Origin of the sequence: Amycolatopsis sp. (assembly GCF_035276945.1) — a bacterium.
Taxonomy (GTDB): domain Bacteria; phylum Actinomycetota; class Actinomycetes; order Mycobacteriales; family Pseudonocardiaceae; genus Amycolatopsis_E.
In genome coordinates, this window is record NZ_DATELF010000168.1 from 1 (window position 1) to 22,445 (window position 22,445).

The following is a 22,445-nucleotide window of genomic DNA, read 5'->3' on the forward strand; positions in this document are numbered from 1 at the left end:
TGGCCGGGTGGTGACTTTCCTGAGCGGCGAAGACCGCGGACAGGACATCATTAACCTCGTACCTGGCACGCCCGCGAAGCTGATCTCGGTACTGAAAGCCACGATCAACGGGCTCTGAACCAGTGCCCCAGCTAATCGAACGTAGCTTTTCACCTGGTGTGAGTGCGGGTGGTAGCCATTGAGTTGATGTTGAAGGGGAAAGTCTCTCGCCGGACGACGAGTCGCCCACATGCTTGCAACCAGCTCGACCGCCTCTCGGCGTGTCGGCTTCAGGTTTCGTTCGAGGCGTGATGAGCTTGTAGCCACGGCAATCGCGAGCGAGACGCATAGCGTCCGCAGGGACTTGACTTGAAGCGACTGGAGTATGCCAATGAGTGATGAGCCGACGCCCAACACTGGCGCAACCCAGCAGGCTGGATCGGGAAGCACTCCTCCGGACGAGCCGTTTGTGTATCCCACGATCGGCACGGAATGGATCATCGAGAAGAGCGAAAGCCCAGGGCGCATTGAGACCCGTAGCATTGGCGAGGACGGCTCTCGCGACTGAGCCCGGTCATGACGAAGGACGATTCACTGCCAGGCAGTTCAGGAGACAGTGGACTAGCTGGCCCGGTGATCGCTGCCTTGATCGTCAAGGAGGCGGAAAAAGCTGAGGCTGCCGCGGGTTCGGTACAGTCACGAGGACTGGCGGTGATCAGCTCATCGGGGACGCTGGTCACCTTGTTATTCGGCCTTGCTGCGCTTGCGACCAAGGTCCAGAACTTCGTCCTGCCAGGGAGTACGAAGCTACCCCTGTGCCTGTCGGCGCTATTTCTCGTGTTGGCTGCGGTCTTGGGTATAGCGACGAACTTGCCGCGGGGTACCGAGGCAGTCGCCCTCCGGGATCTACGGCCTCTCCTTGAGGACCGAGCCTGGAACGCTCCGGCCGTCAATGCTGATCAGCAGATCGCGAGAACGCAACTGACAACGGTCGAATCTACACGTAAGCGGAACATCAAGGTGGCGCGACTGCTCATCACCGCCATCTCACTGGAAATCGTTGGCATCGCGTGCGTAATGTGGTCTGTCCTTAGCCTGATATTCAAGGCATAAAGGACCGTGATGCGGAGTTCGGGATGGCGCGATCGGCGGTGACATGACGAGTCTTGAGGGACCAGCCGTCGGATGGCTGTTGACAAAGCTTGGGCCGATCGGCCGTTGGGTTGAGCAGCAGCTGCAGCCCGATGCCACATCGTTCACGTCTCGCACGGTGATGACGGAAAGTGATTGCTTCATCACTTTTTGCACCCAGTAAGGGCAGTCGTCGTCGCTCCCAGCTGTTCCCACTGAGCGTGATGATCTTGGTTCGCAACGTTTGACCAGGTAGGTGAGATGTGTCAGTGGGTGTCCACGTGATCTCACGTCGGGGTCTGGGGGTCCGACCCCCAGAAAACACGCGAAACCGCCGAAAAGCGAAGTGAGCCAAAGGCGAACGAAGACGCCGCGGGGCGGTGGAGCCTGGGGGTCGCTCCACCGCCTCCGCGGCCCGCCGGACCGAGGGGGGAGGTGTCCGGCGGAGTCCGGGTACCTGGGAGCAAACCCCCCAGGTGCAGTTCTCAGCGTAACTGTTGCGGCACCGTTCGCGCTACCAATCGCCGGAACTTTTTCCAGGTTTCGAAGACAGGCGGTACTTCAACCAGCGGGTTCAGCGCCACCGGCCGGTGAGCACGCCGAGGGCACCGAGGGCGACCGCGGCCGCGGTGGAGGTGCGCAGCACGGTGGGCCCGAGCCTTACCCCGACCGCGCCCGCTCCCGCCAGGGCTTCGAACTCTTCGTCGGTCACGCCACCTTCGGGACCGACGACGAGCAACAGGTCGCCGTCGGACGGCAGCTCCAGGTCGGTGAGCCGCCGGGTCGCGGTCCCCTCCAGCACCAGCGCCAGCGCCGACTCCTTGGCCACCGCCGCCAGCCCGGCGGTGTCGACGGGCTCGTGAACGGCCGGGACCCAGGCGCGCCGGGCCTGTTTCGCGGCGGCGCGGGCGGTGTTCTGCCATCGCCCCAGCGCTTTCGCGCCGCGCGGGCCGTCGTCCCAGTGCGCGACGCTGCGGGCCGCCCGCCACGGGAGCACCGCGTCCGCACCGGCCTCCGTGGCCAGTTCCACGGCCAGTTCGCCGCGGTCACCCTTGGCGAGCGCCTGCGCGACGACGACCCGGGGCCGCGCGGGCAGTTCCTGCCGACGCCGTTCGACGGTCAGTTCCAGCACGGCGTCCCGGCCCGGCCGCACCGCGTCGACGAGGCAGTCCGCGGCCGCGCCCGCGCCGTCGGTGAGGGTGAGCCGCTCGCCCGGCCGCATCCGGCGGACCGTGGCCGCGTGCCGGGCTTCGTCGCCGCCGAGCACCGCCGGTGTTCCCGGTGGGCCCGCGGGGAGCGCGTCCACCAGGAACACCGGCGGTGTGGTACGCGGCATCTACTTGTGGCTCTTGGCGCGCAGCTTCGAGAACAGCCCGCCCTGCGACTTGCCGTTGGCGCCCAGCGTGGACACCTCTTCACCGCGCAACTGGGCCAGTTCCGCCAGCAGTTCCCGCTGGGACTCGTCGAGCTTGGTGGGTACCGTGACCTCGATATGCACGTGGAGGTCGCCCCGGCCGTCCACCCGGCCGGAGGAGCGCAGGCGCGGCATGCCCTTGCCCGGCAGCACCAGCTCGGTCGCCGGCTGCGTCCCGGGCTCGACGTCCAGCTCGTACTCACCGTCGACCAGCGTCTCGAGCTGCACGCTCGCGCCGAGTGCCGCCGTGGTCATCGGGACGCGCAGGTTGCAGTGCAGGTCGTGGCCCTGGCGGACGAACACGTCGTGCGGCTCCTCGTCCACCTCGACGTAGAGGTCACCGGCCGGGCCGCCGCCCGGCCCGACCTCGCCCTGCCCGGACAGCCGGATCCGCATCCCGTCGCCCACCCCGGCCGGGATCTTGGCGGTCACGTTGCGGCGGGCGCGTACCCGGCCGTCGCCGCCGCACTGGCGGCACGGGTCGGTGATGACCTCGCCGAAGCCGCGGCACACCGGGCACGGCCGCGCGGTGACCACCTGGCCGAGGAAGGACCGCTGGACGGACTGGATCTCGCCCTGGCCGCCACAGGTGTCGCAGGTCCGGACGCTGCCCTCGGGTCCCGTGCCCGCGCCACGGCACCCCTCGCACAGGATGGCCGTGTCGACCGTGATCTCCTTGTGCACGCCGGTCGCGCACTCCTCCAGGGTCAGCGCGATGCGGATCAGCGCGTCCGACCCTGGCTGCACCCTGCTGCGCGGCCCCCGCCCCCGGCCGCCGCCGGTCGCGGCGCCGAAGAAGGCGTCCATGATGTCGCCGAGCCCGCCGAAACCGGAGAACGGGTCACCGCCCCGGCCCGCGCCCGCGCCGTTGTCCAGCGGGTCACCGCCGAGGTCGACGATCTTGCGCTTCTGCGGGTCGGAGAGGACCTCGTAGGCGGTGGTGACCTCGCTGAACCGGTGCTGGGCGTCGTCGGAGGAGTTGACGTCCGGGTGGAGCTCGCGGGCCAGCTTGCGGTAGGCGCGCTTGATCTCCTGGTCGGACGCGTTCTTGGGCACCCCGAGAATGCCGTAGTAGTCCCTCGCCACCGTTCTCATGTCCTCCAGAGTCTGTTCAGCGCGAGCTACCTGCCCGCCAGGATCTGCCCGACGTAGTTGGCCACCGCGCGCACCGCGGCGATGGTGCCGGGGTAGTCCATCCGGGTGGGACCGAGCACGCCCATGCCGCCCAGCAGCATGTCGTCCCGCCCATAGCCGATCGACACCACCGACGTGCTGCGCATCTGCTCGTCCTCATTTTCCTCACCGATACGGACGGTGATGGCACCGGGGTTGCGAGCGGCGGCGAGCAGCTTGAGTACGACCACCTGTTCCTCGAGCGCTTCCAGCACTTGGCGCAGGGAACCTGGGAAATCGCTTACGTTGCGGGTGAGGTTCGCGGTGCCGCCGAGCACCAGCCGCTCTTCCGGATGGTCGACCAGGTGCTCGACCAGTACGGTGCAGACGCGGATGAACGCGTCCCGCAGTTCGCCCGGCGCCTGCTCGGCCAGCTCGGCCACCCGGTTGGCCGCGTCGGTGAGCCGCCGCCCGGTCAGCGCGGCATTGAGCGAATCCCGCATGCGGGCGACGTTCTCCTCGCTGATCACGTCGCCGAGGTCGACCGTGCGCTGGTCGACCCGGCCGGAGTCGGTGATCACCACCAGCATCAGCCGGGCCGGGGTGATCGGCACCACCTCGAGATGGCGCAGCGTCGCGCTGGACATGGTCGGGTACTGCACGACGGCGACCTGCCTGGTCAGCTGCGCGAGCAGCCGCACGGACCGGCGCAGCACGTCGTCCAGGTCGATCGCGCCGTCGAGGAAGTTGGTGATCGCCCGGCGCTCGGCGGTGGACAGCGGCTTGATGTCGGCCAGCCGGTCGACGAACAGCCGGTAGCCCTTGTCGGTGGGGATCCGGCCGGCGCTGGTGTGGGGCTGGGTGATGTAGCCCTCCTCCTCGAGTGCCGCCATGTCGTTGCGCACGGTCGCGCTGGAGACGCCGAGGTTGTGCCTGTCCACGATCGCCTTGGAACCGACCGGCTCCTGGTTCGACACATAGTCGGCGACGATGGCACGCAGCACCTGGAAACGACGATCCTCGGAGTTGGCCACGCAACACCTCCGCATGTTCACTGACGTCAAGCTTACGGAAGCCTGCCACTACCATGTGGTGCGCGGAGGTGCGTCACAGCCGGAAAAGTTCGTGACGCAGCGTGACTGCCGAACCTCGTCCTCCAGTGAGCCCCCGGAAGACGTAGTCCGCGGACAGGATTTCACCGGCTACGGAGTCGTCCCACTGGTGCTGTGCCGTTCCATGCCTTCGCGCGGAACCGGCGGACCAGCTCACGTGTTGCGGGGGAAGCCAAGGTTCACGCCGCCCTGTGCAGGATCGGGCCAGCGTCAGGTGACGACCTTGGTTCGGGTGAAGAAATGGAAGCCCTCCGGCCCGTAGGCGTGGCTGTCGCCGAACAGCGAGTCCTTCCAGCCGCCGAACGAGTAGTAGCCCACCGGCACCGGGATCGGCACGTTCAGCCCGACCATGCCGACCTCGACCTCGTTCTGGAACCGGCGCGCGGCGCGGCCGTCGCTGGTGAAGATCGCGGTGCCGTTGCCGTAGGCGTTCGCGTTCACCAGCTCCAGCGCGGCGTCGTAGCTTCCGGCACGCACCACGGACAGCACCGGCCCGAAGATCTCGTCGGTGTAGATCGGCATCTCCGGGGTGACCCGGTCGAACAGCGTCGGCCCGAACCAGAAACCGCCCCCGCCGACCTCCACCGCACGGCCATCGACGACCAGTTCGGCACCGGCGGCCACCCCGGCGTCCACATAGGACTCGACCTTGGCCCGGTGCGCGGCGGTCACCAGTGGCCCCATCGCCGAATCCGGCTCCCGCCCGTCGCCGACCTTCAGCCCGGCCATCCGCTCGGCGATCCCGGCCACCAGTTCGTCGCCGACCGGGTCGACCGCGACGACCACGGACACCGCCATGCACCGCTCTCCCGCCGAACCGAAGCCCGCGGAGACCGCCGCGTCGGCGGCCAGGTCGAGGTCGGCGTCGGGCAGCACGACCATGTGGTTCTTCGCGCCGCCCAGCGCCTGCACCCGCGTGCCGCGCCGGGTGCCGGTTTCGTAGACGTGGCGCGCGATGGGCGTGGAGCCGACGAACGAGATCGCCTTCACCGCCGGGTGCGACAGCAGGCCGTCGACCGCGACCTTGTCGCCCTGCAGCACATTGAGCACACCGTCCGGGAGGCCGGCTTCGGCGAACAGCTCCGCGATGAAGACAGACGCCGACGGGTCCTTCTCGGAAGGTTTGAGCACGACGGTGTTGCCGCACGCGATCGCGTTGGGCGCGAACCACAGCGGCACCATGGCCGGGAAGTTGAACGGCGAGATCACGCCGACCACGCCCAACGCTTGGGCGATCGAGTAGACGTCGACGCCGCGTGAGGCGTTCTCGCTGAAACCGCCCTTGAGCAGTTGTGCCGCGCCGCAGGCGAACTCGACGTTCTCGATGGCGCGGGCGATCTCCCCGGCCGCGTCGGAGAGGACCTTGCCGTGCTCGGCCGTCACGATCGTGGCCAGCTCGTCCTTCCGCGCGGACAGCAGTTCACGGAAGGAGAACAGGATCCGCGACCGCGCGGCGAGGGAAGTGTCACGCCAGGCGGGAAAGGCCCGCGCCGCGGCGCCGACGGCCTCCTCGATCTGCCCGGCGCCGGCGAAGTCCACCTGCGCGCGGACCTCGCCGGTGGCGGGGTCGAACACCTCCCCGGTCCGTTCGGCGACCCCCGACCAGGGCTTGCCGTCGATCCAGTGACTGATCCGCATCAGATGGCCCCGATCGAGGAGTCGAGGATGCCCAGGGCCTCGGCGGCTTCCGTTTCGGTGAGCGTCATCGGCGGGGCGAGGCGGATGACGTTGTCGTGCAACCCGCCCTTGCCGACGAGGAGGCCGCGGGCCCGGGTCTGTTCGAGCACCGCGCGCGCCGCGGCCGGGCTCGGGTCGCCGCCCGGCTCGACGAACTCCACGCCGATCATCAGGCCCTTGCCGCGGACGTCACCGACCACGTCGTGGCGCTCGCCGATCTCGCGAAGGCCGGTCAGCAGGGACTGGCCGAGCTTCGCCGCGTTGCCCTGCAGGTCGTGGTCGAGCAGGTAGTCCAAAGTGGCCTTGGCTCCCGCGGTGGCGACCGGGTTGCCGCCGAAGGTGGAGATCGACTTGGCGGTGATCGAATCCATCAGCTCCGCGCGGGCGACCACACCGCCGATGGCCAGCCCGTTGCCCAGCCCCTTGGCGAAGGTCATCGCGTCCGGCGTCACGCCGTGCGCGCCGATCCCCCAGAAGTGCTCGCCGGTGCGGCCCCAGCCGGTCTGCACCTCGTCGGAGATGAACAGGATCCCGTACTCGTCGAGCACTTCCTTGAACGCCGTGAACAGGCCGTCCGGCGGCACGGTGAACCCGCCCACGCCCTGGATCGGCTCGGCGATCAGCGCGGCCACGTCACCCGATGTGGTGGTCTCCAGGACGTCCCGCAGATCCGCCACGCACGCCTTGACATAGTCCGCATCGGACAGACCGCGGAACGCGTCGCGGTAGCGGTAGCCGCCGTGCACGTAGCTGACCTTGACCGGGGACAGCGCGCTGGCCGACCAGCCCCGGTTGCCGGTGACGCCGATCGTGGCGAAGGCCCGCCCGTGGTAGGAGTTGCGCAGCGCCAGGACCTGGTTGCTGCGGCGGTACTGGGTGGCCAGCATGAGCGCGGTCTCGTTGGCCTCGGTGCCGGAGTTGGTGAAGAACACCTTCGCGTCCGGGATGCCGGACAGCCCGGCGATCCGCTCGGCCAGTTCGACCTGTTTGCGGATCAGGTAGAGCGTCGAGGTGTGCAGCACGCCCGTGTCCACTTGCGCGCGGATCGCGCCGGAGATCTCGGGGATGTCGTAGCCGATGGCGTTGGTGAGGATGCCGGCGAAGAAGTCGAGGTAGGTGTTGCCGTCCGCGTCGACGACCCGCCGCCCCTGCGCGCGGACGATTTCGATCGGTTCGGAGTAGTACAGCGCCAGCCAGCTCGGCAGCACGGCCCGGTGCCTGCTCAGCAGATCCGATTCGCTCATGCTCGCCAGTTTCGGGCCGCCCTCGCCCAGGCACTACGAGCAATGTGTACGGATTCGCCACATCGGCCGTACAGTCTGGCAGTGTCGTCGAAGTTGTCGAAGTTGTCGAAGTTGTCGGAGTTGCCGGAGTTGCCGAACCCACGTGTGCGCGTAGACGGGCCACGACGTCCGTCGTCAGCTGCCGGTCGACAGCGACGGCGGCCTGCCTCCCCGCCCTCGTACACTGTTGCTCTCCGTCACCTACGTATCACTCTCACCTTTTGAGAAACGTTCTGGCCGCATGTATCCCACCGTCGCCGAAGTGCTCGCACTACCCGTGGTCCGGCAGGGCCGCCCGCGCGTGGTGGCCGGCTCGCCCGGCCTCGGAAGCGGGGTGCGCTGGGTGCATGTCGCGGAGGTCGCCGACATCGGGCATCTGCTCAAGGGCGGCGAGCTGGTGCTGACCACCGGGGTCGCGCTGCCCGACGACCCCCGTGCGCTCGGCGACTACATGGACGACCTGGCCGACGCCGGGGTGGCCGGGCTGGTCGTGGAGCTGATCCGGCACTGGAACCACGCGCTGCCGTCCGCGCTGATCGAAGCCGCGGAGGCCAACGGGATCCCGCTGGTGACGTTGTCCAGGGAGACTCGGTTCGTGTCCGTGAGCGAGGCGGTGAACGGGCTGATCGTCGACGCCCAAATCGCCGAGCTCCGGGCCGCCGAGCAGGTCCACCAGACGTTCACCGAGCTGACGGTGGCCGGCGCGGAACCGGCCACGGTGCTGCGCGAGGTCGTCCGGCTGACCGGGCGTCCCACGGTGCTGGAAACGCTTTCCCACGAGGTGCTCGCCTACGACGCGGCGGGCACCGATCCGGGCGAGTTGCTGGCCTCTTGGCTTTCCCGGTCCCGCAACGTCCATCTCGGCGAGCGCACCGGGTACCACACCGAGAGCGGCTGGCTGGTGACGGTCGTCGGCGCGCGCGGGCACGACTGGGGACGGCTGGTCGTGGTGGCCGACGAACCGCCGCCGCACCGGCATGTCGTCGTGGTGGAACGCGCCGCGTCCGCGCTCGCCGTGCACCGGCTGGTCGCGCGGGACACGGACGGTCCGGAACGGCAGGCGCACCGGGCGGTACTCGCGCAGTTGCTGGCTTGCCCGGTCCCGTCGGCGGAACTGCTCGCGCGCGCCTCGGCGCTGGGCGTGCCGCTCACCGGCCGCCAACTGGTCGGGGTCGCGATCCGGCCCCGGCTCACCGCGGCCCGCGACCCGGCCTCGTCGGTGCCGCCCGTACTGCGGGACCTCGCCGAAGCCGCGTCGCTGGCGGCGCGGCGCGCGAAGGTGTCCGCACTCGTCGCGTTCGTCGACGAACTGACCGTGCACGCCCTGCTTTCCCTTTCCCCCCAAGCGACGGTCGACGCGGTGCTGGGCAGGCTCTCGGCCGATCTCAAGCCGTCACGGATACCGAACGTGCTCGCCGCGGGGACCACAGTGGACAGTCCGGCGCACGCGCGGCGCAGCCTGGTCGAGGCGGCGCAAGTGGCGGCCGCGGCGCTCCATGCGCCGGCGGACCGCGCGGTGCACCGGCTCGAGGACGTCCGGCTTCGCGGGCTCCTGCAGTTACTGGCCGACGACGAGCGCGTCCGCGCCTTCTCCGCCCGCGAACTCGGCCCCCTGCTGTCTCGTGACGCGGCTTCCGGCACCAGGCTCGTTCAGGCTCTCCGTCACTACTGTGAGCACGGCGGCAACAAGTCTGCCGCCGCGGCCGCCGCGCACACCTCGCGGACCGCCTACTACCAGCAACTCGGCCGCATCGAGCAGATCCTCGGCGTCCCGCTGGAGGATCCCGAGTCGATGCTCTCCCTCTACGTCGCCCTCCTGGCCCACGATCTGAGCTGATCGGCTCCGCCGGGGAGAAATCGGGTTCGCCTGCCTGTTCGCCGGCCACGATCTCGCGGTGCTCCCCCGCGGCCGGGTCGCCGGAAAGGGATCCGTCGCCGACGTGCTGGGCTCACCCCGGGAGGACTACGCGCGCCGCCTGGTCGCCACCGCTCCGGTCGCCGATCCAGGCGTCCAACGGGAACGGCGGATCCGCCTGGCGCGCTCTGACAATTTCCTGAGGCGCGACGATTTCACCCTGTTGTGTAGGTCTGCTCGAGGCCTGGACCTGCCACTATCGCGATATGCGCCTGCCGATCTTCGCGTCCGTCTTCGCCTCGGTGCTCGCCCTGCTCGCCTGCCCGGCCGAAGCCGACCCCGCCACCGAACTCACCCTCTCCGTGCGGCAAGGCTCCGGCAGCACCGCGGAGGTGACGCTGCACTGCCAGCCCTCCAGCGGCAGCCACCCCGATCCCACCCACGCCTGCGAGACGCTGTCCAGCGTGGACGGCGACTTCGACCGGCTTCCCCAGCAGTCCGCGGTGTGCCAACTGATCTGGGACCCCCTCGACGCGACCGCCAGCGGGCACTGGCGAGACCGCGCGGTCAACTTCACCCACACCTATCCCAACCGCTGCCTCGCGGTGGCGGATTCGTCCGGTGTCTTCGCATTTTGAGAGGAGGCCTGCCGCGATCACGGCCGGCACCCGGATACGGGAGCCACGGCCTGGCCACCCGCACACGTGGATCGAAGACCGAGTTTCCTGCCTTTCAATTCCTTGCCAAAAGTAACGGCACCACCCGGCCGATACACCGGCCCCAGCCGGAAACAATCGACAGACTGCGTTTCGACGGGCCCAACGACGCACACTCTGTCAGTCCCCTCGGCGGGGAGCGAGCGCGCACGATTCGGCAATGAGCCAGATCTCGCAGCCGGACGGCCGGGTGGATCTGCCGGACCTCTCGCCGATCAGGCCAAGCCGGTTCTTCAACGACGAACTCGCCCCCGTGCCCGTCGGAAAACGCACGTGGACCACGTATAACTATTTCGCGCTTTGGATGGGCATGGCGCACAACATCCCGTCCTACGCGCTGGCCGCCTCGCTCATCGCGCTGGGCATGAACTGGTTGCAGGCGCTGATCACCATCACGCTGGGCAACCTGATCGTGCTCATCCCGACGCTGGCCAACAGTCACGCGGGCACCAAATACGGCATTCCGTTCCCCGTGTTCGCCCGCGCCTTCTACGGCATCCGCGGTGCGAACTTCGCGGCCCTGTTGCGCGCGTTCATCGCGTGCGGCTGGTTCGGCATCCAGACCTGGGTCGGCGGCGAGGCGATCTACATCCTCGTCGGCAAGCTCGCCGGCTCCGGCTGGCGCGACGCCGCGAACCTGGGCGGGCAGCCGTGGACGCTGTGGCTGTCGTTCGGGGCGTTCTGGGTGGTCCAGATGCTGATCAGCTGGCGGGGCATGGAAGCCGTCCGGCGGTTGGAGAACTGGACCGCTCCCCTGGTCTCGGTCGGCTTCCTGATCCTGCTCGCCTACGTGCTGATCAAGGCGGGCGGAATCGGCCCGATCCTGTCCGAGCCGTCGAAGCTGGGCTGGGGACCGGACTTCTGGAAGACGTTCGCGCCGTCGCTGATGGCGATGATCGCGTTCTGGTCGACCTTGTCGTTGAACATGCCCGACTTCACGCGGTTCGGCGGCAGTCAGGCCAAGCAGGTGCGCGGCCAGATCCTCGGCCTGCCGACCACGATGACCTTCATTTCGATCGTGGCGATCCTGACGACCTCCGGCGGCGCCCTGCTCTACGGCGAGACGATCTGGGACCCGGCGAAGCTCGCGGACAAGTTCTCCAGCCCGGTGCTGGTGGTGGTCGCGCTGGTCGCGCTGGTGCTGGCCACGGTCTCGGCGAACCTGGCGGCGAACGTGGTGAGCCCGTCCTACGACTTCTCCAACGCGTTCCCACGGCGGATCACCTTCGCCGTCGGCGGCCTGATCACCGGCGTGATCGGCATCCTGATCCAGCCCTGGACGCTGTACTCCGACCCGAGCATCTACATCTTCGCCTGGCTGGGCTTCTACGGTGGCATCCTCGGCGCGGTCGCGGGCGTGCTGATCGCCGGGTACTGGGTGGTCAGGCGGACCAGCCTCGATTTGGCCGGGCTGTACACCGAACGCGGTCCCTACTGGTTCCGCGCCGGATGGAACTGGCAGGCCCTGGTGGCCACGCTCGCCGGCGCGGTGCTCGCGGTCGGCGGCGCCTACACCGCGCCCGGTTCCGACGGGCCTTTCCCCGCCGACGGCCTCATCCCGGTCCTGAAACCCCTCTACGACTACAGCTGGGTCGCCGGCCTGGTGGGCGGCTTCGTCGTCTATCTCGCGCTGGTCCTGCCCGGCCGCGCGACCGAATCGCACGAAACGAAGGAGGAGACGAGTGAGCAACCCGGTGAGGGCCGCGTTGGCACAGCAGCGATGGACGGGTGACAAGGACTCGATGACCGCCGCGGCGGTCGAGATGATCGGCACCGCCGCTTCACAGGGCGCTCAGGTGATCTGCCTGCAGGAACTGTTCTACGGCCCGTATTTCTGCCAGGTGCAGGACGCCGACTACTACGCCTACACCGAGGCCGTCCCGGACGGGCCGACCACCAGGCTGCTGCAGGAGGTGGCCGAGCGGCACGGCATCGTGATCGTCGCGCCGATGTACGAGCAGGAGCAGCCCGGCGTCTACTACAACACCGCCGCGGTGATCGACGCCGACGGCACCTACCTCGGCAAGTACCGCAAGAACCACATCCCGCAGGTGAAGGGGTTCTGGGAGAAGTTCTACTTCCGGCCCGGCAACACCGGCTACCCGGTGTTCGACACGGCGGTCGGCCGGATCGGCGTGTACATCTGCTACGACCGGCACTTTCCGGAGGGCTGGCGCGCGCTCGGCCTGGCCGGGGCGACGATCGTGTTCAACCCATCGGCGACCAGCCGGGGCCTGTCGCAGTATCTGTGGCGGCTGGAACAGCCCGCGGCGGCGGTGGCCAACGAGTACTACGTGGGCGCGATCAACCGGGTGGGCGTGGAACCGTTGGGCGACAACGACTTCTACGGTCAGACCTATTTCGTCGATCCGCGGGGCGAACTGGTCGGAGACGTGGCGTCCGACACCGAGGAGGAGGTGATCGTGCGCGATCTCGACATGGACGAGCTCGCCGGGGTCCGGGACCTGTGGGCGTTCTACCGGGACCGCCGTCCGGACTCCTACGGCTCGATCGTCGCACCCTGAGAGGAGGCTTCATGAAGACCCTGATCAAGGGCGGGACCGTGCTCAGCACGACGGGCGCCGTGGCCGCCGATGTGCTGGTGGAAGACGAGAAGATCTCCGCCGTCGCCGCGCCCGGCGTTTTCGAATCCGCCGGCCAGGTGCTCGACGCGACCGGGAAGTACGTGCTCCCGGGCGGAATCGACGCGCACACCCATATGGAAATGCCGTTCGGTGGCACGCGTTCGGTGGACACTTTCGCCACCGGGACCGAGGCCGCCGCATGGGGCGGCACGACGACGATCATCGACTTCGCCGTGCAGAACAAGGGCACCACGCTCACCGCCACGCTGGAGAAATGGCACGAGAAGGCCGGCGGGAACTGCGTGATCGACTACGGGTTCCACCTGATCGTGTCGGACGTCAACGAAACGACGTTGAAGGAAATGGAAACCTGCGTCGACGCCGGCGTCTCGTCCTTCAAGATGTTCATGGCCTACCCGGGTGTGTTCTACTCGACCGACGGCGAAATCCTGCGCGCCATGCAGAAGGCCACCGAAACCGGGTCGACGATCATGATGCACGCCGAGAACGGCATCGCGATCGACGAGCTGGTCGCCCAGGCACTGGCCGCGGGCAGGGGCGACCCGGTGCAGCACGGGCTGACGCGTCCGTCCGCTTTGGAGGGTGAGGCGACGTCACGGGCGATCACGCTGGCCAAGGTGACCGGCGCGCCGCTCTACATCGTCCACCTGTCCGCGGCGGAGGCGCTGGCCGCCGTCGCGGAGGCCCGCGACGAGGGCCGGAACGTGTTCGCCGAAACCTGCCCGCAGTACCTTTATCTGTCCATTGAGGACCTCGCGAAGCCCGGTTTCGAGGGCGCCAAGTACGTGGCTTCGCCGCCGCTGCGGGAGAAGAAACATCAGGCCGACCTGTGGCGGGGCCTGCGCACGAACGACCTGTCCGTGGTGTCCACCGACCACTGCCCGTTCTGCTTCAAGGAGCAGAAGGAACTCGGCAAGGGCGACTTCTCCAAGATTCCCAACGGGATGCCGGGCGTGGAGCACCGGATGGACCTGCTGCACCAGGGCGTGGTCGCCGGGGAGATCTCGCTGGCCCGCTGGGTGGAGGCGTGCTCGACCACACCGGCCAGGATGTTCGGGCTGTACCCGCGCAAGGGCGTGGTCGCCCCGGGTTCGGACGCCGACGTCGTGATCTACGACCCCGGCGCGCGCCAGGTGCTGTCGGCGGAGACGCACCACATGAACGTCGACTACTCAGCGTACGAGGGTTTCGAAATCACCGGAAAGGTGGAGACCGTGCTCTCGCGGGGCAAGGTCGTCGTCTCGCCGTCCGGATTCACCGGCGGCGCCGGGCACGGGCAGTTCCTGCCGCGCGGCCTCTGCCAGTACCTGAACTAGGGGGATCGATGGATTTCGGTGTGGTGCTGCAGACCGACCCGCCCGCGCGGGAGGTGGTGCGGCTCATGAGACAGGCCGAGGACAGGGGGTTCCGTTACGGCTGGACGTTCGATTCCTGCGTGCTGTGGCAGGAACCATTCGTGATCTACTCGCAGATCCTGGCGGCCACCTCGGTGATGACGGTCGGGCCGATGGTGACCAGCCCCGGAACCCGGGACTGGTCGGTGCTGGCCTCGCTGTTCGCGACCCTGAACGACATGTTCGGCAACCGCACGGTGTGCGGGATCGGGCGCGGCGACTCGGCACACCGCGTCGTCGGCAAGCCACCGTCCACTTTGGCCACGGTGCGCGAGTCGATGCACGTCGTCAAGGAGCTCGCCGAGGGCCGGGAGGTGACGCTCGGCGGCAGGGCCGTGCGGATCCCGTGGGTGCGCAACGGCAGGCTCGAGATGTGGATGGCCGGGTACGGGCCGAAGGCGTTGAAGCTGGCCGGCGAGCACGCCGACGGCTTCATCCTCCAGTGTGCCGACCCGGCGATCGCCCGCTGGACCATCGGTTCGGTGCGGGAGGCGGCGCGGGCCGCGGGCCGGGACCCGGCCGGGATCACCGTCTGCGTGGCCGCGCCTGCCTACGTCGGCGACGACGTGCCGCACCAGCGCGCGCAGCTCCGATGGTTCGGCGGGATGGTCGGCAACCATGTGGCGGACCTGGTCGCCCGGTACGGCGAGTCGGGCCCGGTGCCTCACGAGCTGACCGACTACATCGCCGGGCGGCAGGGCTACGACTATGCCCATCACGGCCGGGCGGGCAACCCGTCGGCGGATTTCGTGCCCGACGAGATCGTGGACCGGTTCTGCCTCCTCGGCCCGGCAAGCGCGCATGTCGAACGCCTGCAGGAACTGGCCGCGCTGGGCGTCGACCAGTTCTCGGTCTACCTCATGCACGACCAGCGCGAACAGACCCTGGCCGCCTACGGCGAAGAAATCATCGGCAAACTCACCACGTGACGACGGGAACGTAGAACTCACGCCCCCGGAACGTGGGACACGCGGCACGGCGCGAGTCCACACTCACGTCGCGCGAGTCCCACACTCGCGGTGGGCGAGTTCTACGTTCGCGGTTGTTCGGTGGCTTTTTCGGTGGCTTTTTCGGTGGCTTTTTCGGCACGCCACTGTTCGTCGGTGGCGCCGCGGCGCCAATAGCCCGAGATCGACAGGAGGTCCTTGCGCACGCCCCGCTCGTCGAGCAGGTGCCGGCGCAACCGGCGGACGAAACCGGCCTCGCCGTGCACGAACGCCTGCACCGTGCCGTCCGGGAAGTCCAACTCGCGCACGGCGGCGACCAGATCGGCACCCGCGGACCGGTGCAGCCACCGGACCTGCGCGTCCGCCTTGGTGACCAGCGGCTGCTCCTCGGCGGGGTCCTCGACCTCGACGAAGGCCCGCACGGGCACACCCGCGGGGATCGCCTCCAGCGACGCGGCGATAGCGGGCAGCGCGCTCTCGTCGCCGACGAGCAGGTGCCAGCCGGCCTCGGCGCCGGGCGCGTAGGCCCCGCCGGGACCGGCGAAGATCAGCTCGTCACCGGGTTCCGCCGCGGCCGCCCACGGCCCGGCGATCCCCTCGTCGCCGTGGTGGACGAAGTCGAAGGCCAGCTCGCCGGCGTTCGCGTCGTAGTAACGAACGGTGTAGCTGCGCATCCTCGGCCAGTGCTCGCGCGGCAGCTCCGCCCGGATCGTGCCCAGGTCGAACGGCTCCGGGTAGCTCACCCCGGGCACCGGGAAGATCACCTTGACGTAGGCGTCGGTGAACTCGTTGGGCTCGAAAGTGGCCAGCCCATCGCCGCCCGCCACGATCCTGATCATGTGCGGCGTGAGCCGCTCCTTGCGCAGCACCCGCAGGCGGGTCACCGTCTTCGGCTTGCCAGCCATCCACAACTCCTCAGCGGTCCGGGGCGATCTCATCGTAAGGCTACCCTAAGAATTGGTTGAGGGCTTGGCGATCACCGCAGGTAGTCCCGTTGACGAAACCCACGGCTCTGGTTGCGGAATGTCACGAATCACCCGGAGGGAGAACGAACCGGGTTGCGCCGCCCATTTGTTGTAGGGGTGCGGTATCTGATCGGCAAGGGCCGGTCGACGATCGCGACGGTCGCCGGGCGGCGGGAGGTGACCGCCGGGGTCGACCGGTTGAAGGGCTATCGGCAGATGCCGGCGCCGGCCGGTCCGACCACGGGCTGGTGGTGTTCGGCGACTTCGGTCAGGCCTCCGGCGAGCACGCCACCGCCCGGCGGCTCGAGCGGAGGCCGGACGTGGACGCCATCTTCGCCACTTCCGATCTGATGACGGTGGGGGTGCTGCGGGCGTTGCGGCGCGCTGGGCGTCGCGTGCCCGGGACGTCGCGGTGATCGGCTTCGACGACTCCCCCATCGGGCGGAACACCGATCCCCCGCTGAACCACCGTGCGCCGGCCCATCGAGGAAATAAGCTCGATCATGGCCCGCGAGCTGCTGACCATGATCTCCCACGGCCCCACCGGAACCGCGGTGTGGTGCTCGACACCGAGCTCGTCATCCGCGAATCTGTCAGGCGCCAAACAATTTGGTCCGACGCGCACCGGTGACCGGCGACGGGCCAAGTAGTTCGACGCGGCGCGAGCGTCAGCGCGCCAACGTGGTTGGCCCTTTTCGCCATGGACAGCGGCCACATCATGGGCCTGACCACGAGCAGGACAGATCCGGTGACGGACAGGCCGAGCTCGGGCCAGATCAAGTGTCCGTAGGCCAACTCGGATGACCGCCGACAGAATCCGCCGGAGGCCGCTGTGAACGAAACATCGAGTCTGGATGGGAGCGCTCCCCCAACCGTGGCCGAAGATTTGTCCACAGTAGACCAGTGCTTGGCGCACGCCTTCCTGTCCATCCGGCGCGGTACACCCCGTCGGCCGGATTCTGACGAGAACACGTTTACCCGGATCGAATCGAAACCATCTCGACCACGACGACCGCGATTTTCTACCTTTTCACGGAAAAAGTTGGTCGTTTTCGCGAGGTTCGATTGTCCGGTTCTGCGGCGACAATGTGTACGCTACCACTCCGGCGGTGCGGATTCACAGGCACCCTTGGCGCGAACAGGCGAGAAGTATGAGCGAAGCCGCGTTCCACGTCCTCTCGCATGCGCTGACCCAGTGCCAGGCCGACCGGGTCACCGGCACACTTCGCCTGATCGGCGGCCCAGGTGGAGTAGTCCAGTTGAACAACGGTGCCGTCACTTCCGTCGAGAGCCCCGGTGCGCCCGGGGCCGCCGTCCTGTCCACCCGCGCGGGCAAGGTCGACGAAGCGGACTGGATCGCGGGCCTGTGCGCGGATGGCGCTTTCGCCATCGCCATGGGCGGCGTGCGGGAATGCGCCGTGGACCGGGAACCGGCGCGGCCGCCGCGGCGAGGGCTCGACCCCGGCTGGCTGCTTCGGGAGACGTCCCGGAGGCTGGAGGTCCTCACGTCCCTGTCCTGCGCCGTGTCACCCTACCGGGAGCGCGTGGTGCGGATGACCGGGCGGCAGCCTGGCGTCCTGCCGACGTTCTGGCGGGAGATCCTTGTCCACGCCAACGGCAGGCGCACCGCCAGCAACCTCGCCTTCATGGTCCGCCGTGGCCTCTACGTGGTGACGGTCGAAATCTCCGAGATGCTCGGCAAGGACCTCCTAAAGATCGCCCCGGACGCTTTCCCTGACGCTGTCGCCGGTTCTCCCGCTCCGCTCCCGCGCCGCCGCCCGGGGGCCGGCAGGCCGGGCTTCCCGAGATGAGCCCGGCGAGGCCCCATCGGCGCGGTCATGATTCCCGGACTCGTATCGTCCTTTTTGGACGACGAGCTGCCCGTCCAGTGCCGCTCCCGCGGATGCGCCGGCGCTCAATCGAAGGTCAGCGAGTTCGCGATACCCGGCAGAATCGACGGATCGCCCTTCGAGCGATGGATCGACACCCAGGCCGGGCCGGTCCGGCGTTCCAGCACCCGGCCGTCCTGGGTCGTCATGTACGGAACCCCGCCGACCATCACCAGCCGATCCGGCTGCCCGGCCGGGGTCGGCACAACCGGCAGGGCGCCCGGCTTGCCCGCCGTGACCGTCACGCACGAAGCGGTCCTGTCCTCGCTGGGGCACAGGGTGACCGTTTCGATCTGGGCGGCACTGTCCCAGCCGCGCACGCTCAGCCCGACCGGTGCCCGCATCGACCGGATGGCGGTCGGCACGGGTGCCGGGGCCAGCCGCAGGGAGGACGCGAGCTGCACCACCAGCTGGACCGAGTTACCGGAGGAATTGGTCGTGACGCTGCCCCACTTGCCGTTCTCGAGCCGCCAGCTCACCCGGACCCGCCCGGACTGTGCGTACCAGCGGAGGTAGCCCGGTGTGCCGTTGACCGTGGTGGGCACCGGCGGGTCACCCTGACTCGCCTCGGGATCGACGTCCTGCACGCTGATTTCGAGGCCACGGAGCTCCGACTCGTAGGAGGCGGTCGCGTAGTCGGGCGCGACCGCCCAGCTCACCAGCCGGTATCCGCCCGACAGGTTGTCCAGCGAGAACGGCAGGGACGGCGCGGGGACCGGCGCGTCCGCGGGCGGCGCAGCCACGGGCACGGTCACCGGCCCCGTGTTGTGCTGGCGCAGCATGCCGATGCCCACGGACAGGCCGACCGTAGTGACCGCGACGACGGCCGCGGCCGCCACCACCCGCCGCCGCGCCCGCACCTCGCGGAACCGCCGGTCCGCGCCGGCCAGCACCTCTCCGGGATCGGGCGCGAGAGGTTCGCGCGCCCGCAGGGTCTGCCGCAGTTCGTCCAGATCGACCATTGTCACGCCGCCTCCAGGTCTGCTCGCATACGGATGCGCAGGGCGGACAGGCCCCGCGAGATGTGGCTGCGTACGGTGCCCACGGCGCAGCCCAGCACAGCCGCGATTTCTTCGTCGTCGCGGTCCTCGTAGAACCGGAGCACGATCGCCGCCTGCTGGGCGCGCGACAGGCCGGCCAGCATGCCCGTGAGCTGGTCGTGGTCGGCGATGCGGCCCGCCGGGTCGGTTGCCGCCGGCTCGGCGATCCAGCTGGTGTCCGGCACCGAGCGCACCGACCGCTGGTACCAGCGCCGCCGCCAGGACAGGTAGCCGTGACCACCATCTTGCGCAGGTAGAGATCGGGGCGGTCCGCGGCCGACACCCGCGCCCAGCGCAGGTGCGCCCGGACGAGCGCGTCCTGCACGATGTCCTGCGCCAGGTCACGATCCCCGGTCAGCACCGCGGCGAACCGCACCAGCCCCGGAAGCTGCTCGCGAGAGAACTCCTCGAAGTGCACACCGGGTAGATGCCGGCACCCCCGCGCCGGGTTGCACTTGCGGCGCACGATCCGCCGGGCGGCCCCCGGCCAGGGCCCGCACGGCCGACGCCTCCTGATCCCGAGAGCGCGCCGACCGAGACCCGCTCGGATCGCCGGGCACCCCACCGCCCGCGCGAGCGTGGTCTTGTCGGTTTCAGGAGAGCCGCTTACAACCGTGGGCACTCCGGCGTCACGCGGCGAGGCGGCGCACGACGGCATCGGCAAGCAGGCGTCCTCGCGAGGTGAGAACGGCCCGGTCACCGGCGAGCGTGAGCAGCCCGTCCGCGACCGCCGAGTGGGCCTCCCGCTCGCCGTCGGCGTCCAGCGCTTCGAGGAGGAGACCGTCGGCGAGGCGGAGTTCCAGCATGATCCGCTCCAGATGGCGATCGCCGTCGGTGAGGACCTCGCGGCCGGCTTCCGGCGAACGGCCCTCCGCCAGCAGCGCGGCATACCGGGCCGGATGCTTCACGTTCCACCAGCGCACACCGCCGACGTGGCTGTGCGCGCCCGGACCCGCGCCCCACCAGTCGCCGCCCCGCCAGTAACCGAGGTTGTGACGGCACCGGGCCTCCGGCGACGACGCCCAGTTCGACACCTCGTACCAGCGGAAACCCGCCGCCGAAAGGGTTTCGTCGATCAGCTCGTAGTCCGCGGCGAGCACGTCCTCGTCGGGCGCCGGCAACTCGCCCCGGCGAACCCGGCGGGCCAGGGCCGTGCCGTCCTCGACGATCAGCGAGTACGCCGACACGTGGTCTACGCCGGCACTGAGCACGGCGTCCAGCGAAGCGCGCAGGTCCACGGCGCTTTCGCCTGGCGTGCCGTAGATGATGTCGAGATTGACGCGCTCGAACCCGGCCGCGCGAGCCTCCCGGGCCGCGGCCACCGGGCGTCCCGGGGTGTGCACCCTGTCGAGCACCTTGAGCACGTGCGGCGCGGCCGACTGCATGCCCAGCGACACCCGGGTGTAGCCGGCGGCCCGGATCGCCGCGAAGAACTCCGGCGAGGTCGACTCCGGGTTGGATTCGGTGGTCACCTCCGCGTCCGGCGCGAGCCCGAAGGTCTCCCGCACCGCGTCCAGCACGGCCGCAAGCCCCTCCGCGCCGAGCAACGACGGTGTGCCGCCGCCGACGAACACGGTTTCCGCGGGCCGCCGGCCCACCGTGGAAACCCCGAGCGCCAGCTCGCGTTTCAACGCCTCGAGCCACGACGCCGGCGAGGCGCCGGATCCCAGTTCTCCCGCCGTGTAGGTGTTGAAATCGCAGTAGCCACAACGAGTAGCGCAGAACGGCACATGGACATAGACCCCGAACACCCCTCCAGTGTCGCATCTCACCGGGGTCACGCCCCCAGCCTGCGACAGTGAGCCTGGTCCCAGGATCTCCGGCGAAGCTGGACCACATCAGGGGCGCGTGGCACGCTGGGAGGGTGACTTATGCCGGTGTCTTGCTCGTGGTGCGTCGCCACGTCGACTACCGGCGTGTCGCCAGCGCGCTGTGCCGTCCGGCCAGCTGATTCCGCCGCCGCTATTCCCCTTCCGAAGACCAGCGGGCGCCGGACGCCGGAAGCTGCCTCCCACCATGGCTGAGACCAGCACTTTCGCGCGCGCGGCGACCCCGGAAAAGACCCACGAAGATCCGGAGGACACCCATGGCCTCGCCGACGCGCGACACCTCGACCCCCCGCGCTCCGCGCGCCAGGCAACGCCGGGGTGAGGGCCAATGGGCGCTCGGCTACCGCGAGCCGCTCAACCCCAACGAACGTTCGAAGAAGGACGACCACCCGCTGAACGTCCGCGCCCGCATCGAAAACACCTACGCGCACCGCGGTTTCGACTCGATCGACCCGGGCGACCTGCGCGGCCGGTTCCGCTGGTACGGCCTGTACACGCAGCGCAGGCCCGGCATCGACGGTGGTAAGACCGCGGTGCTCGAGCCAGAGGAACTCGACGACCGCTACTTCATGCTGCGGGTCCGGATCGACGGCGGCCAGCTCACCAACGACCAGTTGCGGGTCATCGGCTACGTCTCGCGCCGGTACGCGCGCGGTACCGCGGACGTGACCGACCGGCAGAACATCCAGCTGCACTGGATCGAGATCGAGAACGTCCCTGACATCTGGGAAGCGCTCGAGTCGGTGGGCCTGTCCACCACCGAAGCCTGCGGGGACACCCCGCGGGTGATGCTCGGCTGCCCGCTGGCCGGCCTCGACGCGGACGAGATCGTCGACGGCGGCCCGGAGATCGCCGCGATCAGCGAGAAGTACATCGGCGACTCCGCGTTCTCCAACCTGCCGCGCAAGTTCAAGACCTCGATCAGCGGGTGTGCGGCGCAATGCGCCATCCACGAGATCAACGACGTCGCGTTCGTCGGCGTGGTCAACTCCCGCGGCGAGGCCGGCTACGACCTGTGGGTCGGCGGCGGCCTGTCCACCAACCCGATGCTCGGCAGGCGGCTCGGCGCGTTCGTCCGGCCGGACCAGGTCCCCGAGGTGTGGGCGGGCGTGACCGGGCTGTTCCGGGACTACGGCTACCGGCGCCTGCGGCACCGGGCCCGGATCAAGTTCCTGGTCGCGGACTGGGGCCCGGAGAAGTTCCGCGAGGTGCTCGAGAAGGAGTATCTCGGCTACGCGCTGCCGGACGGCCCGGCCCCGGCCGCGCCGCGCGACGGGATCCGCGACCACGTCGGCGTGCACGCTCAGCGTGACGGCAACTACTACGTCGGCTTCGCCCCCACCGTGGGCCGGCTGTCGGCCGACGCGCTCGACGTCATCGCCGAGCTGGCCGCCAGGTACGGCAGCGGCCGGGTGAGCACCACCACCGAGCAGAAGATGGTCATCCTCTGCTCGGCCGGGTGAGCACCACCACCGAGCAGAAGATGGTCATCCTC

18 protein-coding genes and 1 pseudogene are annotated in these 22,445 nt (G+C 69.2%); 10 read left to right on the plus strand and 9 right to left on the minus strand.

The genetic code is table 11. The features are described 5' to 3' along the window. Positions 1 to 555 precede the first annotated feature (555 nt). Entirely contained in the window at positions 556 to 1,092 is a 537-nt protein-coding gene (locus VJT49_RS30310) for a hypothetical protein (RefSeq protein WP_324168392.1), read from the plus strand. A 592-nt stretch (positions 1,093 to 1,684) separates the two neighbouring features. Here the strand turns inward: VJT49_RS30310 and VJT49_RS30315 are convergent. From VJT49_RS30315 to VJT49_RS30335, 5 genes are all read right to left on the minus strand, one after another. Continuing rightward, positions 1,685 to 2,446, minus strand: coding sequence for a 16S rRNA (uracil(1498)-N(3))-methyltransferase (locus VJT49_RS30315; RefSeq protein ID WP_324168393.1), 762 nt, complete (start codon positions 2,444 to 2,446; stop codon positions 1,685 to 1,687). Then, positions 2,447 to 3,610 (minus strand): molecular chaperone DnaJ, encoded by a 1,164-nt coding sequence (gene dnaJ / locus VJT49_RS30320; protein ID WP_324168408.1) that lies wholly within the window; start codon positions 3,608 to 3,610, stop codon positions 2,447 to 2,449. It abuts the gene before it with no gap. 35 nt (positions 3,611 to 3,645) lie between these two features. Next, positions 3,646 to 4,671: a heat-inducible transcriptional repressor HrcA gene (gene hrcA, locus VJT49_RS30325; protein ID WP_324168394.1), complete on the minus strand. Its 1,026-nt coding sequence runs from the start codon at positions 4,669 to 4,671 to the stop codon at positions 3,646 to 3,648. Between the two features lie 288 nt (positions 4,672 to 4,959). After that, positions 4,960 to 6,387, minus strand: coding sequence for a CoA-acylating methylmalonate-semialdehyde dehydrogenase (locus tag VJT49_RS30330; protein WP_324168395.1), 1,428 nt, complete (start codon positions 6,385 to 6,387; stop codon positions 4,960 to 4,962). Beyond that, positions 6,387 to 7,670: an aspartate aminotransferase family protein gene (locus tag VJT49_RS30335; protein ID WP_324168396.1), complete on the minus strand. Its 1,284-nt coding sequence runs from the start codon at positions 7,668 to 7,670 to the stop codon at positions 6,387 to 6,389. The genes VJT49_RS30330 and VJT49_RS30335 overlap by 1 nt, the downstream gene beginning before the upstream one ends. A gap of 280 nt (positions 7,671 to 7,950) precedes the next feature. Here VJT49_RS30335 and VJT49_RS30340 point away from each other — a divergent pair, with 280 nt between their 5' ends. The 6 genes from VJT49_RS30340 to VJT49_RS30365 all read left to right on the plus strand — a co-directional run bounded on the left by VJT49_RS30340 (position 7,951) and on the right by VJT49_RS30365 (position 15,209). Then, positions 7,951 to 9,546 (plus strand): PucR family transcriptional regulator, encoded by a 1,596-nt coding sequence (locus tag VJT49_RS30340; RefSeq protein ID WP_324168397.1) that lies wholly within the window; start codon positions 7,951 to 7,953, stop codon positions 9,544 to 9,546. A gap of 284 nt (positions 9,547 to 9,830) precedes the next feature. Next, the gene (locus VJT49_RS30345; protein WP_324168398.1) at positions 9,831 to 10,202 is read left to right on the plus strand and encodes an SSI family serine proteinase inhibitor; all 372 of its coding nucleotides are present in this window, start codon (positions 9,831 to 9,833) and stop codon (positions 10,200 to 10,202) included. A 238-nt stretch (positions 10,203 to 10,440) separates the two neighbouring features. Next, positions 10,441 to 12,012 (plus strand): NCS1 family nucleobase:cation symporter-1, encoded by a 1,572-nt coding sequence (locus tag VJT49_RS30350; protein ID WP_324168399.1) that lies wholly within the window; start codon positions 10,441 to 10,443, stop codon positions 12,010 to 12,012. Beyond that, positions 11,963 to 12,805, plus strand: a complete 843-nt coding sequence (locus VJT49_RS30355) for a nitrilase-related carbon-nitrogen hydrolase (RefSeq protein ID WP_324168400.1) — start codon at positions 11,963 to 11,965, stop codon at positions 12,803 to 12,805. The genes VJT49_RS30350 and VJT49_RS30355 overlap by 50 nt, the downstream gene beginning before the upstream one ends. 11 nt (positions 12,806 to 12,816) lie before the next feature. Beyond that, the gene (hydA, locus tag VJT49_RS30360) at positions 12,817 to 14,202 is read left to right on the plus strand and encodes a dihydropyrimidinase (RefSeq protein ID WP_324168401.1); all 1,386 of its coding nucleotides are present in this window, start codon (positions 12,817 to 12,819) and stop codon (positions 14,200 to 14,202) included. Between the two features lie 8 nt (positions 14,203 to 14,210). After that, a complete protein-coding gene (locus tag VJT49_RS30365; RefSeq protein WP_324168402.1) occupies positions 14,211 to 15,209 on the plus strand; it encodes a TIGR03842 family LLM class F420-dependent oxidoreductase in 999 nt (332 codons plus the stop codon). A 101-nt stretch (positions 15,210 to 15,310) separates the two neighbouring features. Here VJT49_RS30365 and VJT49_RS30370 read toward each other — a convergent pair whose 3' ends face one another. Beyond that, a complete protein-coding gene (locus VJT49_RS30370) occupies positions 15,311 to 16,132 on the minus strand; it encodes a siderophore-interacting protein (protein ID WP_324168403.1) in 822 nt (273 codons plus the stop codon). A 308-nt stretch (positions 16,133 to 16,440) separates the two neighbouring features. Between VJT49_RS30370 and VJT49_RS30375 the strand changes: the two genes are divergently transcribed. Beyond that, positions 16,441 to 16,608, plus strand: coding sequence for a substrate-binding domain-containing protein (locus tag VJT49_RS30375; protein ID WP_324168404.1), 168 nt, complete (start codon positions 16,441 to 16,443; stop codon positions 16,606 to 16,608). Between the two features lie 735 nt (positions 16,609 to 17,343). Next, entirely contained in the window at positions 17,344 to 18,003 is a 660-nt protein-coding gene (locus tag VJT49_RS30380; RefSeq protein WP_324168405.1) for a hypothetical protein, read from the plus strand. Between the two features lie 104 nt (positions 18,004 to 18,107). Here VJT49_RS30380 and VJT49_RS30385 read toward each other — a convergent pair whose 3' ends face one another. From VJT49_RS30385 to hemW, 3 genes are all read right to left on the minus strand, one after another. Beyond that, entirely contained in the window at positions 18,108 to 19,049 is a 942-nt protein-coding gene (locus VJT49_RS30385; protein WP_324168406.1) for a hypothetical protein, read from the minus strand. Next, positions 19,046 to 19,315: a sigma factor-like helix-turn-helix DNA-binding protein gene (locus VJT49_RS35510; RefSeq protein ID WP_414636118.1), complete on the minus strand. Its 270-nt coding sequence runs from the start codon at positions 19,313 to 19,315 to the stop codon at positions 19,046 to 19,048. Before VJT49_RS35510 ends, VJT49_RS30385 begins: the two co-directional genes overlap by 4 nt. Positions 19,316 to 19,750: 435 nt before the next feature. Further along, on the minus strand, positions 19,751 to 20,920 hold the full coding sequence (hemW, locus tag VJT49_RS30395) for a radical SAM family heme chaperone HemW (RefSeq protein ID WP_414636119.1): 1,170 nt from the start codon (positions 20,918 to 20,920) through the stop codon (positions 19,751 to 19,753). A gap of 287 nt (positions 20,921 to 21,207) precedes the next feature. Between hemW and VJT49_RS30400 the strand changes: the two are divergent. Next, a pseudogene (locus VJT49_RS30400) lies at positions 21,208 to 22,398 on the plus strand (nitrite/sulfite reductase); the annotation flags it as partial. Between the last annotated feature and the right edge of the window lie 47 nt (positions 22,399 to 22,445).

Excerpts from the sequence above, each read along its gene's own strand:
- VJT49_RS30330 (WP_324168395.1), bottom strand. The coding sequence starts at position 6,387 with ATGCGGATCAGTCACTGGATCGACGGCAAGCCCTGGTCGGGGGTCGCC.
- hydA (WP_324168401.1), top strand. The coding sequence starts at position 12,817 with ATGAAGACCCTGATCAAGGGCGGGACCGTGCTCAGCACGACGGGCGCC.
- VJT49_RS30310 (WP_324168392.1), top strand. The coding sequence starts at position 556 with ATGACGAAGGACGATTCACTGCCAGGCAGTTCAGGAGACAGTGGACTA.
- VJT49_RS30350 (WP_324168399.1), top strand. The coding sequence starts at position 10,441 with ATGAGCCAGATCTCGCAGCCGGACGGCCGGGTGGATCTGCCGGACCTC.
- VJT49_RS30315 (WP_324168393.1), bottom strand. The coding sequence starts at position 2,446 with ATGCCGCGTACCACACCGCCGGTGTTCCTGGTGGACGCGCTCCCCGCG.
- VJT49_RS30380 (WP_324168405.1), top strand. The coding sequence starts at position 17,344 with ATGAGCGAAGCCGCGTTCCACGTCCTCTCGCATGCGCTGACCCAGTGC.
- VJT49_RS30340 (WP_324168397.1), top strand. The coding sequence starts at position 7,951 with ATGTATCCCACCGTCGCCGAAGTGCTCGCACTACCCGTGGTCCGGCAG.
- VJT49_RS30370 (WP_324168403.1), bottom strand. The coding sequence starts at position 16,132 with ATGGCTGGCAAGCCGAAGACGGTGACCCGCCTGCGGGTGCTGCGCAAG.
- VJT49_RS30365 (WP_324168402.1), top strand. The coding sequence starts at position 14,211 with ATGGATTTCGGTGTGGTGCTGCAGACCGACCCGCCCGCGCGGGAGGTG.
- VJT49_RS30345 (WP_324168398.1), top strand. The coding sequence starts at position 9,831 with ATGCGCCTGCCGATCTTCGCGTCCGTCTTCGCCTCGGTGCTCGCCCTG.
- VJT49_RS30335 (WP_324168396.1), bottom strand. The coding sequence starts at position 7,670 with ATGAGCGAATCGGATCTGCTGAGCAGGCACCGGGCCGTGCTGCCGAGC.